Genomic DNA, 13,925 nt, shown 5'->3' with positions numbered 1-13,925 from the left:
TTTTAACTCCTTACATAAGAAATATTATCTATGCATAATTCTATATTTCTTGTTTCCGATTTTATATAAACATTTTTTTCTGAAATAAATATTAACTTTTTTAACTTTCCATTAGAATACTTCTTTTTATATCTTCTAAAAATCATATCATTGTTATCATTATTTCCTGCTATCATCACAATCGCAACTGCACCTACAACAAAGTCTATATCTTCTTTTGCCTCTTCATATGTATATAAATATGAATCTAAATCTACATTACTATTAATAAAAAAATCAGTCATATTTTTATCAAATAAAATCAAATTATCTATATCATTAGTTTTACATATTTGCGCTATTTGATCTATATAGTTATAAATATTCTTATCTTCTATAATGAATAATTTTTCATCTCTATTTATATGCTCATTAAAAGATTTTCTAAAAATATCTTCTCCTTCAGCTATTTCAAAATAATCTTCAGATTTCACTGTTTTTTTATTATGTTCTCTACAAAATGGACATCCATAACATTTATAACTAGTATATTCATATGATTTTTTAATTTTTCTTCCCCAACAAGTTTTATTTAGCTTAATCATCTCTAAAATATTTTGTATATCTTTTTCGATATATTCCCTATCATCTTTCCTTAATTCATTTATTACTTTTTCAAAATCTTTTTGATTATTAATTAAATCTAAATCTTTAAGCTTAATATGAAGCAATCTACTCCTATCAATCATATTAATTTTTATATCTAAAATATCCAAAAAATTATTTCTATATAAAAATAATATTACATATTCATTCCAATTTTCACTTTGCTTGCCAGTAAAAGCACTATCAAATAAATATTCTGGTACAATATTTGTGGATAACCAATATTCATCACCTGAAATTTTTTCATATGGTTTTTTTATCATTTCATTCCATCTAGAAATAATTTTTTCTGCTGATAATACTTTTGAACTAGTGAAATAGTTTATATAATCACTATCTTCTTTTGATGTAAATACAAAACTATAGCTTTTATATCCATCTCTTCCACCTCTTCCAACTTCCTGATAGAATCTATCAATATTTTCTGGAATAAAAGTATGAATTACACTTCTAACTTCTTTCTTATCTACTCCCATTCCAAAAGCTGATGTAGCTATCATAATATCAATTTTATCTTCGTTCCATTTATCTAATATATCTTTTCTATCTTTAGAACTAGTATTACTAGTAAAAACAGCTAATCTTTCACATCCTAAAGACTTTAATAATTCAAAATATTGATTCGAATGATCTATTGTAGGTACATATAAAATTATAGGTTTAGGTATAGTAACGATAATATCTTTTATTTTTTTTATTCTTTCTATATCATTTTTACATTTTATTTTATAAAAACTTATTTCTTCTCTTAGAGAATCCCCTCTTATTTCTATAAAATTATTTTCTTCAGAATATAATTTTCTTAATATTTTTTGACTTTTTTCTGTTATTGTAGCTGAAATTAAAAGAGTTTTTAATCTTCCCTTTGTAATTTCTAATATCTTTCTTCTAAATACTGATAAAAATTGAAATTCTGTTCTAAAAGATTCTCCCCAATCAGCAACTAAATGAGCCTCATCAATAACAATTCTATCTAATATTTTCATTTCAGCACATTTTATTATTTTTTCATAAAACAAACCATTTAAAATAGACTCAGGAGAAATATATAGTATAGCAACTTTACCTTTTAACAAATCATTAAAAATTTTTTGTTTTTTATCTTTATCTACACCTTCATAATAAGCATAAACTTTTCTATCTTGTTCTTCGAAAAATTTTTTACTACTTTCTTCTTGATCCATAGTCAAAGCTACTGTAGGTAATACTACTATCGTAGTACCTTTTTTTTCATATTTAGATACGTATTGTATTAATAAACTTTTTCCTCCCCCCGTCTTCATAGTAGCTAATACTGTAGTCCCAAATTTTTGTTTTTCTAGAGCTCTTATAATAAGTTTTTGACAAGATGACTTATATTCTTTGAATCCAGTCATTCTTTTTAATCTTAGATCTCCAGTAGCACCTTTTGACTTATATCTGTTTTTTATATATATTTTCCCAAAATCATTTAATACTTCTTCATCATTTAGTTCGGGAACTTTAGCTTTAACACTATTTATTACAAATTTATCTTTAGATTCTTCTATTAATTCTAAATATAGATTAATTTTGTTTAATTCTTTAAATTTATCTGAAATAAATTTACTAACTTTCACTCTTTTTTTATAGGTATTTATAAATTGCCTTAAGTTAACAAAAAAGTCATATCCATTAGATTTGTTTAAAATTAAATCACTAAAAGATTTTATTAATCTAACTATAATATTATATTTAGACTTATCATTTTCTAATATGAACTCATTAAACATATCATTAAATTGTCTAACCGATAATTTATTATTTAATACATCTTCAACTTTATCTAAAATAGTTTCTTCACTAATCATTTTTATATCCTTCTTTAAAATCTATATAAATAATTGAATCTAAATATATACTAGGATTAAAAATCCCTTTGCATACTAATTCTAATGCTTTTTTTATTTCATCATAATTAACTTCATTTTTATTTAAATACTTAGTAGAAGCCTTTATTCCTGCTAATATCATCTTAAAATCTTTAATTATTTCTTTCTTGCTAATGCTATAGGTATAATTTTTTATAACTTCTTTTTTGGCCTTCTCATTAGCAGTTTTTATAATATCATTCCATCTTCCTTTGTAATATATTTTTTTAAATTCCTTTAATCGAGGATTACTTCTCTTACCTAAATGTATAAAATTACTTTTGTTATTATAGTTATTTTCTATAAAACTTAATAAATAATCTTTTTTATCTTTATTTAAATCATCTTCTTCATTAAAAGATACAAATATTTTTATTTGGTTTAATGGCATATGTCCTTTTGCAAATACTTCATAATTTAAAGTCATATTTTCTTCTATTAGATATTTATTTTCAAATTCAGTATTAAAGGTAAATATAAAGCCTTCCCAACTTAATTCACTATTGTAAGCTTGTACCGCACAACATCTTCCTCTATATCCTTCTTCCACATTTTTCATTATTGAATCAAATATTTCTTCCCCTGGTGAAAAGAATGATAAATTTTCTTTGTTTACAGCTATTGATCTATCAAATGTTCCTTTTATTCCTGGAGAATCTTTTCTTTTTAAAGCTTCTATAGTGTTAGGAATATCAAACATTGTATTACTCATAGCTTTATAACTTATACTTTCTTCTGAAAAATATAGAATCTTTTCTTCCTTACTTCCAATAACACTTGGTGAAAATCCAACAGCTCTACACCACTTAATCATAGCTCTAGCTAATAGTTCCCCACCTTCACTATCAAACTTATTAATTATACTCTCATAACGTTTTTTAGTTTTATTATCCAGTTGCCTAGACATATCATAATATCTTTCTTCTTTTACTACATTTCTAATTTTTTTAAGATTATCTTTTATTTCTTCTAGTATATCGCTTAATCCAAACTTCAAATCATTAAATATAGCTTTCTTTATATACTCATTTATTTTGTCTAAAGTAATTTCAAGTCCACTTAAGGATTCAGAAAATATCTTTAATCCATCATTCCATAATTTAAATAAATCATTTTCTAAAGTATCCTCTGAAAATATAATTATGTTTTCAATTTCTTTATCTGGATTTCTTCCTATTCTATCTAGTCTTCCTATTCTTTGCTCCAATATTGTAGGTATAAAAGGCAAATCAAAATGAATTAAGGAATCAGCCATTTGAAAGTTTCTGCCTTCCCCTCCAGTTTCATCACAAATCATAATTTTACATTCTTGATCATTTTGAAATCTTCTAACATTTTCTTCTTTTTCATCTCTATTCTCTATTTCACTGAAAGTAACTACTGAGTTTTCTCCAAATAAATTTATTAATATATCCTTTAAACTTAATAATGTTTCTACATATGATGTGAAGATAACAATTTTCTTATCATATAATTCTTGATCTATATAATCTGCTATTAGTGCAAATCTGCCCTTTATATCACTTGCTTCATTAACTATAGTTGTTATATTGTCTATTTCATTTCTTGTGTACTTTTTCCATTTTTCAAGTTCATTTTGTATTAAATTTATATAATCTTCTTCTAAATCTAAAATAGGTAACTTTTTTAAATAATTTCTTAAATTTAAACAAGAATCTTTTTTATTTTCCATACTATAATTTTTTATTTGATTCATTCTTATATTTATTATACTCTCTAAAGCCCATGGAGAACTAAACATAGAATTAATTAACTTTATTATATAAGTAGTTATTTCATGATCTCCTTCATTAGAACTTATTAAATACTGACAATACTCAAACAACCTTTCATAAACATTTAATTCATAGAAGCTTTCATCTCCTCCCTTCATTTCATATTGAATTGTTTTAAAGACTCTTTTAGGAAGATTACTCTGTATTTCTTCTCTTCTATGTCGTATTATATTCTTTTCAAACTGATAATTTTCTGATATATAAGCTAATGCTTCTCTTATACTTTCTTCTCCGTAATCTTCTGACTCTATATCAATACTCTTAATTATTAATTCTAAACCTTTATCCTTTAACTCTTCATTTATATCTTCTAAATCTTCTTTAATTTCCTCACATACATCTGGATCTAAATCATCTAAATCATTTATTATTCTATAAACTCTTTTTCTTATAGCTATACTTTTATTGTATCTATCCATGAACTCTTCTTCATTCATAGAATCATAGACTTCTGCTTTTAATAATCTAAGTAATTTTAAATAATCCTCTTTACTATCTTGAATAGGTGTAGCACTTAATAAAATAACTTCTTCTATACTGTTAGATAATTTATAAAGTCTTTTAAATAATTTATCATCTGATAAACATCTATGAACTTCATCTATTATACAAAAATCATATCTAGATATTATTTTTTCTATATCTATTTCTTCTAATTTTTCAAGTGGAATTAGTGTTATTCCCTTTTTAGGAAAGTCTCCCCTCTCATAAATATAACTTTCCATCCACAATTTTACATATATTTCAGTTTTCCATTGATTAATAAGTGCATCTGGTACTAAAATAACTGCATTACTTGGAGATTTTCCTTTTAATACTACTAATGCTTCTATAGTTTTTCCTAATCCAACTTCATCAGCAAACATTAATCTTATTTTATCTTCTTTTAATGCTTTAACTATTGTATCTATTTGATGTTGTAATAGATAAGCTCTAGAACTAATCAAGGTTTTGAAATTTTTATCTAAGTTATTTAAAGTATTAAGTATTTCTGCTGGTAATAATCTTTGACCATACCAAAATGGAGAATGGAATTCATAGTTTTTCATTTGAATTAAAGGACTTATTTCACCTCTAGTAAAATCAACTATCATATCTTTCTCTGATATTACTTTTATTTCTCCATTACTTTCTACATAATATCTATAATATCCTTCACTATCTTGATCTTTATATTTTTTCAATAAAAACTTTTCAAATATATCAAATATACCAACTGTATTTTTTAATATTTTACACCTTTTTACTTTACTTTGAGGATAAGTTCTTTCATTTGGTATGTACTCATAAATTATTTCTTCTTCTTTACTCCTAAATTCTTTATTAAAAACAACTTCTATATTTCCATATATATCAATCTTGTTGACTTGTCCAATTGCAAACATTCTAGGATCTGCATCATCCTCATAATCTACAGAAACTCTTACATACATTCCTCGTTTAAACTTATTTTCCATTTATCCTCCTAAATATAATTCAACTTTTTATTTATAAATTCTCTACCTGCATTTATTTGCTTAGAATTTAATCTATTTTTATTATTTATCTCCATTTCTAAAATTTCTTTTGAATCATCATGTTCTGCTTCAAATTTCATAATTCCTTTTTCATCTATAAAACATTTTAAATTTAAAATATCTCCTGTATAAAAGCATGGATGATAAAATTCAATTTTATCAATTTCCGTATCATCTTCTTTTATTGATACAGATATACTACTACATAAAGAATAAGGTATTTCAACTTTTTGAATTTTCTTACAAGGATAACTTGCTCCTTTTTTGAAAATCAAATAACTCTTGTTATTAAAGGATATAAAAATATCTTTAGATAAAACTGAATTTAATCTATTGCTTCCAAAAGGTTCTATATTGGCTCCACTATTAAGTCCTGATGCAATCGCTGCACCTAAAGATATAGCATTAATATATTCTTTATCAGTAGTTATTTTTTTATTTTTAAATTTGTTTTCAAGAATATTTTTTATATAAGGTATTTGAGACATTCCTCCTACCATTACAATTTCATCTATTTTATAAGTATTTTCTGAATTAAATTCATTAATTAAATCATTTATTCTCTTAGATAAAAGACCGTCTATTACATTACTTTCAAATTCTTCTCTTTCAACTACTATATTTTTATAATTTAGAATTTCAGTGTTAACTCTTTCTTCTTCAGATAGCCTAATTTTTAAATTTTCTGCATATAATATTAAATCTTTTATAAATAGCCTCATTTTTAAATCTACATTTTCCTTTAAATATCTATAGTCACTGTTAATATATTTTTGTATATATATATTTAAAATTTTAAAAGCTTCCTCTAACCATTCATCCATATATTTTTCTATATATATCTCTAATAAGTATTTAGCAAATAATAGATCTAATAAATATCCCCCTAAATTCCTAGCCCCCTTAGTATTATTAATTATCAATTTTATACCCTCTTTATTATAATCTATTTCTACAACTGATAAATCTAAAGTTCCTGTGCCAAAATCAAAAACTAGTAAATTATTTCCTTTAAGAAAAACTTCTTTATCTTTTCTATATTTCTTATATATATGATATAAAGCTGCTGCCGAAGGTTCTTCTATTAATTCAACTTCCTCTATAGATGCTTGTTGTGCTGACTCATATAAAATCCGTCTATCTATTTCTCCATAGATTGTTGGGATTGTTATTACTACTTTTTTCAAGTTATCTTTTCTTGCTACCTTTTTAATTAAATAATTTAATAATACCGCTCCACAATATTGAATACTTCTTATTTGCCCTGATACTATTTCCTCACCTTTTTCTATACCAAATTTAGATTTTATTAATTCTATATTTTCTAATTCATCACTTTTTAATATTTCTTTACCTACTGAAACATTTTCTAAATCAATAAAATGTATCTTAGATTTTATTTTTTCTTCATTAGATATATTTTTTAATAATTCTAAATTACTACCTGTTTCATCTATTTTTGAAATAGAACAAGTTCCATTCCCAAAATCTATTCCAAAGAACTCCATATCTCCACCTCTTTAAAACCAAAAAATACTAGTTATATTAATATAATTATCATTAGTTTTATATCTATAATTAGTATTTCTTTTATCTATAGTCTCTTTATATCCAACAAAAAAAACATCTTTTGAATTTAAAAATTCTCTATAATGTATTTCTTTCTCTTTTAATAAATTTTCATTATTTTTTTTCAAAATATACTCCCAGTATTTAATCCATCTAGAGTCCTTTATTTTAAATTCCTTATTAATTCCTTCTGAAATAAATTCTATATAATTTTTAGAATTTTTTATAAATATCTTTTTAATTATTTTAGGTTCTATAACTAAAAATCTAATCCCAGAGTTATTAATACTTTTCATAAAATCAATTTTATTTTCTTTTAAAACTGTTTTTAATTCCTCTTTAGTTAAATATTCACACAGTTTAGAATCACCTATAATTTCTATATTATCTTCATCTATATTTCTAAAAGATTCAACTTCAGTAATAGCCCCTATATCCCAGCATCTCCTATTTTCTTTAACTACATAACTTAATTTAAATTTACAAAATTTATTTGTTGCTAAAATAAATCCTATAACTTCATATTGATTTTTATCATTTTCGTATATTCCTAAGCTTAAAATTTTAACCATTTTTATCCCTGTCTCTGTCCTACACATATTTGTCTATATTTACAATATAAACATTTTTCTTCTATATCTTTCTTTCCTATATATTTTCCGCCTTTTAAATACTGCTTAATTTCCTTCAAGCTTTTTTCACTTATTTTATATTCCGTTAAAAGTTCAGTTAAATCATCTTTACTAAACTTAGCTAATATAAAGTCTTTTATGATTTCTTTATAATTTAAATCTACTCCCCCATACTTTTTACAGCTTTCTTCTAAATATTTAACTTTTTGAGAAATTGAAAATTCAAGATCATTTAATAGACTTTCATTGGCGTAAGGAATTACAGATTTTATCCCTGCTTTAATATTTGTTCTATTTCTCTTTTCATAAACACTTATAGCTATAAAATTTTTCAAGTATTGTTTTATTAAAAAGTTATTTTTATATGATCCATTTCCTTCTATAATTGATTCATATAAAAATCTATCTTCGCAAAAATTATAATTAATTACATCTAACTCTCTTATAGTATTATCTGATATTATAGTATTTTCTGAATTTATTGAATTCTTACTTTTAAAATTTAAATTTTCATTGTTTAATACCACATTTTCTTTTAAATTTAACATTCTAAGAACATAATATAATTGTTCCTTAAAATTTTCCTCTTTATTTTCTATATAACTTATTTTAATATCTATCTCTCCAACATAAAATAAGGCGTAAAAAAGTGTAAATCTTAAATAGTTTTTATATTCACTTTTACATAAATTAATTACTTCTAATATATTATTGTTATTTATAAAGATACTTTCATCTAAGGGCCAACTTAAACTTACCTTTTTCTTTCCTTGCATATCACTATCTGAAACTTCCATAAAGTGATATGTACTTATTTTTTCTTTAAATTTTCTTTCTTTAGCATTAGGATCTGCTAGCAGTATTCCTCCATCAATTTGATTGAAATCTCTAACTATCCAATTTGAAGTATTTCCATCTTTATTTTGAGCTAAGTAGAAATGTAAAGTTTCTTTAATTGCCCCTATTGACTCATTAGTACTTCCATCTAACTTTTTTATTCTTTCTTCAATTTCTTTTACGAAAGAAACTTCCTTTTTAAAGTTATCATCATCATTTATTCTCTTAGATATTAAAGTTAAAAGTGTTTTATAATGATTGATCATATTAACTTCTCTACCATCCCCCATTAATATCTCGATCAATTTTTTTATTTCTAATATTATACTTTCAAAATATAATATTTCATTTAAACTAAGATTATAAAAACCTAATTTTTTATAATCTCTTTTTCTATTTTCAGGTTTCAATCCATCTATAACTTGTATTTTTTCTATTAATATCTTTATTCTTTCTAAATATCTTTCTATACTACACTCTTCTAAATCTTCAAAATAAACTTTTATATATTCGAAGATTTCTAAAGGTGTGTATTTTATATTATCTTTATTCCTAGCCCATATATTTGTTGAAAGACATTCTTTAATTACTTCTTCTTTAATTATTATTTGATTTTTAGATTCATCCCACAAATTATATATAGCTAAAATTAATTGTCCTACTGGATAAGCTAAAAAATGTTTTTGTTCAAATTGTTCTGGAAAATATACTTTCAAAATATTATTTATATTAGTTCCATCAACAGAATAAAATTGTTCTTCCATTTTCGCTAGTATTTTTGTAGGTGAAAAATCTTCTTTAATAGATTGTTTCGCTTCTTCATATTTATCAGCTATATAATGAGCCATTTCTGTATAATTATCAAATTTAGTTATACTTATCCCATCATTATCTTCTGAAATATCTTCAAAATTCCCTTCAACTATTGAAGCATAATTTTTAGCTATTTTTAATTGATCATACTTATAACCTGTTATTTTCTTTTCTATTTTACAACCAGTCCATTTATATACTTTATCCCAAGTTGAATAAATTCTATTAAATTCATTATTATAATTTATTAAAAATATAACTTCTATATTATTTTTTTCTAAGTATTTTATAAGCTTTAATATAATTGGGGTAAATTGATGAATTCCATGAAAAATAACTTTTTCAATCTTTTCATTTTCATAATTACTCAGTATGTCTTTATAATTTTCGAGCCTCTTTTTTAGTATTTTTTTACTTCTATCCATATTTTCATTAGATAAAGTTTTAATCTGATGGTTTAATTTATTTATAATGTCATCTAAATACTTTTCTTTATCGCAATCTACTAATTTTGTGAAATCAATTTCTTCAATAACTATATTATTCTTTTCACTAATTTCACTATTAATTTCATCAATTACTATTTCTTTTATAGATTCTTTTAAAGAATATATAGTCTTAGAATCTAATTCTTTAAATTCTGCCCAATCTATATTAGTTTCTACTTTTTTATAGATATCAAAAAAAACTTTTTTTTCATCAGTTAAGTTTTCTAAATTCAACTGATCAGTTGACAATTCACATTCAATTAAAAATTTCACCGAATTATATACTTCTAGTTTATTTTCCATAAAAGCCTTTTTTAATTTTAGATCTTTAATCTCTTGAATATATCTTCTTATATCTAAAAAATGTTTAACGTCTCTTTCTTTATTATCTGACCATTCCCTATAAAATTTCTTAATCAGTTTATCTACCGTGGTTAATACTTTAAATTCAGTTCTACCAAATTCTCTAGATAATCCTTGAACTAAAGTTTGAGATATACAAAAATGATGATAATTTTTCAATTCATTCCACTCGTCAATTTCATTTAATTTTCTTGGATCATCATATCCTATTATTCTCATATATTTCTCCTATATATTTTTATTTATAAAATCTTGCCATCTTATTTCATCTTTTTTTCTATCTTTTTCTTCTGAAAAATAAACTATCCTACTTATAGCTCTTGTTAATGCAACATAAAGTATTCTAACTTCCTCATTTAGTTTTAACTTTAATTCATCATATCTAACCATATTATAAATATTATTATTAATTCTTTTATAACTTTTCCCCATTTTTTGATCATCTCTAAAACTATATCCTACTTTTTTAGTTACTTCATCTATTAAAATTTCAACTTTCCCAATATCTTGTTTTATATTTTTATTTTTATTACAATAAGGAATTATAACTGTCTCATACTCTAATCCTTTAGTTTTATGAACTGTAGCACAGATTATTTCTATATCACTTTTATTACTATCTTCTAAAAATCTACTTTCTTTGCTAACATTAGTAAAAATAGCTATTTCTAATTTATTAGCTAATTTATTAATAGTTAAATAGTCATTATTCGAACTTCTTATTATCCATTCTATTAATTGCTCTAAATCCCTTATATATATAATAGCTTGTTTTTTCTGTTCATTCTCATCTTCAAACTTAGAAGCATAAACATTCCAAGGCTTTAAGTCAATAATTATTTCTCTAATAACTTTCATTATGGGTTCATTTCTTGTACTTTCCAAGTAATAATTCCACTTAACAATACTATTTACTTTATTAAAATATTCTATTTGCTTACTTCTTTCCCCTCTAAATTTTATTAATTCACTTTTTGAATAAGAAGATACTACATAATTAGTATTAAATAAACCAAATAAGCATTTAGGATCTAAATTAAATTTAATTGCTATAACTAATCTATATAAATCTTTTACGGCAATAGTTTCAAATAAATTATTACCTACATCTGCCTTGATATTTATCCCATTTCTAGCTGCTATTTTTATTATTTCTTCAATCTCATTATTTGTCCTAACTAAAATAGCAATTTCACCTTTTGTATTACATTCTTTCATTAAGTTTATTTCATTTTTTAATTGTTGTACAAAATACTCCTCAAAATTATATTGATTATATTTAACTTCTTCTAATCTTTTTTCAGAAATATACAGTTCTTTTATTCCTATAAGCTTTGTTTTATAATCTAAATAGTTACCAAAGGTCCAAGTTTCAAAAATATTATTTAAATTTTCTAATAATATTTTATCTGACCTATAGTTTTTAGTAAGTTCAAAATTTTTAAAGGTATTTTCATTACCTTCTCTTAATCTTTTAAAAGCACTTTCATCTGCTCCTCTAAACCTATAAATGCATTGTTTTATATCTCCAACAACTAATAAATTAAATCCAATTATCTCTTTAAACTTCTTAATAATATCAATTTGTACATCATCTGTATCTTGAAACTCATCAATAAATAAATAATCTATTTCAAAAATATCTTTAATGTACTCCTTTTTATTATTTAGAACATCCAATATTATAATCATAACCTGAGATAATTTTACCTTATTATTTTTTATAGATTCCTCTATAGACTGAATTTGAATTTTAGGCAAAATTTCATTTATTATTTCACATTTTTTATCTTGGCCTTCATCTAATATATATCCGTTAGATAAATATATATTTTTTTGTTCTAGTTTTTCTAAAATGATTCTTATTATTTCAGAAAACTTAAATAATCTATATTCTATGTCTTCAACCATATTCTCATCTTTATAATTTTCTAAATTATAATTATTTAAATGTTGGTTAATTATTTTATCTAATTCATACTTCCCACTATATATACTAGAATTAGTTCCTAATCCTATAAGGTGTGAAAATTTATCTATTATATTTTTAGACAATGAATGTATTGTAGATATTTTCATATTATCAATACCTTCAATTAATTCTAAAGCTTTTATATTTTTAGTCAGTAGATAATAGTTTTCATAATATTCTTTAAGTCTTTTTTTCATATTATTAGCTGCTTCATTAGTAAATGTAATCATAGCTATTTTTTTTAATATCTCTTCTGAACTATAATTATGCTTATAAATTAAATAAGTAATTCTTGATATCATAGAATAAGTTTTTCCTGTTCCAGCACCTGCCTCAACAATAATATCTTTATTAACTTCATAATGTTCTAAAATAAATTGATTGTAATTAAAATTAGTATACTTATCAATTTCCTTTAATGCTTCATCATAATTATTTATAATTCCATTAATTAAATAAAAACTTGATTTAATATTTTTTTCTTTATAATGATAAAAATTGAAATTATATATACTATCTTTGAAAGAATTATTTTTATCTATAATATTAAAACTTTTATATTTAGATAAAAATCCAAGACTTGTTAATAATTTATTCTTAACCACATCTAATAAGTCATTATCATCTGATAATAAGTGTACTTTAGCTCCTTTTTTCCAACTATTTATTAACGTATTCAATATCTCTTGTTGATAATCCACTTTTCTTAAGTAAATAAATATTGAATATAAATCATTATATCTATCGCTTAAAAATTCATTAACTATTTTTTTATTTTCTAAGTTAATTTTATTAGTTACATTTATATTTTCAAATAATGATCTTATTTTTAAAAATTCCTCTTCACTTATTTTCTTATTATTAATATCATCAATCTCTTTTATTTTTTTTAACTTATTAACAAAAATATCTTTAGATAATAAATCATTTTTTAAGATACATCTTTCTCTTTCTGTATATAAGTTCATATTCTTATTATTAAAATAATTTTCACTCATTTTAGGATAAACTGCTACATGCACTATTCTAACATCTATATCAAATTTTTCTTTCAGCTTATTTAATATATTAAACTTATATAATCTTGCTTGTTTTAAGGGGTTACCATCATATTCTTCAATATCTAAATTATTTCTATAAGTTATTTTACTTGAATCATGTACATCTATAATTTCATAACCACTCCAACTTTTAACTTCAAATATAAACAAACCCAATTCTTTATTTATTAAAAAAAAGTCGAACTCTTTACCTTTAATTTCATAATTGTGATATAAAATAAATTCATCATTTAAATTATCATTTAAAAATTCAAAAAATATCTTTTCTCCTTCATTTTCAATTTTCATATTGTTTGGCATTGATATCATAAAATTTACCCCTTTTTGTTTAATATCATATAAG

At 22.8% G+C, this 13,925-nt stretch carries 6 protein-coding genes; all 6 read right to left on the bottom strand.

From position 1 onward, the window contains the following. Positions 1–2 precede the first annotated feature (2 nt). From ACFYH6_RS09355 to ACFYH6_RS09330, 6 genes are read right to left on the bottom strand one after another with little or no spacing between them, the layout of a single operon-like run. Positions 3–2,474 (bottom strand): DEAD/DEAH box helicase, encoded by a 2,472-nt coding sequence (locus tag ACFYH6_RS09355; RefSeq protein ID WP_416178452.1) that lies wholly within the window; start codon positions 2,472–2,474, stop codon positions 3–5. Next, positions 2,467–5,787 carry an SNF2-related protein gene (locus ACFYH6_RS09350; RefSeq protein WP_416178451.1) on the bottom strand — a complete coding sequence of 1,107 codons (3,321 nt, stop codon included), beginning with the start codon at positions 5,785–5,787 and terminating at the stop codon, positions 2,467–2,469. Before ACFYH6_RS09350 ends, ACFYH6_RS09355 begins: the two co-directional genes overlap by 8 nt. Before the next feature lie 8 nt (positions 5,788–5,795). Further along, positions 5,796–7,355 (bottom strand): Hsp70 family protein, encoded by a 1,560-nt coding sequence (locus ACFYH6_RS09345; RefSeq protein ID WP_416178450.1) that lies wholly within the window; start codon positions 7,353–7,355, stop codon positions 5,796–5,798. A 12-nt stretch (positions 7,356–7,367) separates the two neighbouring features. Beyond that, positions 7,368–7,988 carry a hypothetical protein gene (locus ACFYH6_RS09340; protein ID WP_416178449.1) on the bottom strand — a complete coding sequence of 207 codons (621 nt, stop codon included), beginning with the start codon at positions 7,986–7,988 and terminating at the stop codon, positions 7,368–7,370. Between the two features lie 2 nt (positions 7,989–7,990). Continuing rightward, the gene (locus ACFYH6_RS09335; protein WP_416178448.1) at positions 7,991–10,768 is read right to left on the bottom strand and encodes a hypothetical protein; all 2,778 of its coding nucleotides are present in this window, start codon (positions 10,766–10,768) and stop codon (positions 7,991–7,993) included. A 9-nt stretch (positions 10,769–10,777) separates the two neighbouring features. Further along, positions 10,778–13,891 carry a UvrD-helicase domain-containing protein gene (locus ACFYH6_RS09330; RefSeq protein WP_416178447.1) on the bottom strand — a complete coding sequence of 1,038 codons (3,114 nt, stop codon included), beginning with the start codon at positions 13,889–13,891 and terminating at the stop codon, positions 10,778–10,780. Between the last annotated feature and the right edge of the window lie 34 nt (positions 13,892–13,925).

The organism is Clostridium sp. HCS.1, assembly GCF_047900555.1.
In the GTDB taxonomy this organism is placed as follows: domain Bacteria; phylum Bacillota; class Clostridia; order Clostridiales; family Clostridiaceae; genus Clostridium.
This window is presented reverse-complemented; position numbering and strand designations above follow the sequence as displayed.

What these genes read in the sequence shown, in the direction of transcription:
- ACFYH6_RS09355 (WP_416178452.1), bottom strand. Translation starts at nt 2,474, where the DNA reads ATGATTAGTGAAGAAACTATTTTAGATAAAGTTGAAGATGTATTAAAT.
- ACFYH6_RS09350 (WP_416178451.1), bottom strand. Translation starts at nt 5,787, where the DNA reads ATGGAAAATAAGTTTAAACGAGGAATGTATGTAAGAGTTTCTGTAGAT.
- ACFYH6_RS09345 (WP_416178450.1), bottom strand. Translation starts at nt 7,355, where the DNA reads ATGGAGTTCTTTGGAATAGATTTTGGGAATGGAACTTGTTCTATTTCA.
- ACFYH6_RS09340 (WP_416178449.1), bottom strand. Translation starts at nt 7,988, where the DNA reads ATGGTTAAAATTTTAAGCTTAGGAATATACGAAAATGATAAAAATCAA.
- ACFYH6_RS09335 (WP_416178448.1), bottom strand. Translation starts at nt 10,768, where the DNA reads ATGAGAATAATAGGATATGATGATCCAAGAAAATTAAATGAAATTGAC.
- ACFYH6_RS09330 (WP_416178447.1), bottom strand. Translation starts at nt 13,891, where the DNA reads ATGATATCAATGCCAAACAATATGAAAATTGAAAATGAAGGAGAAAAG.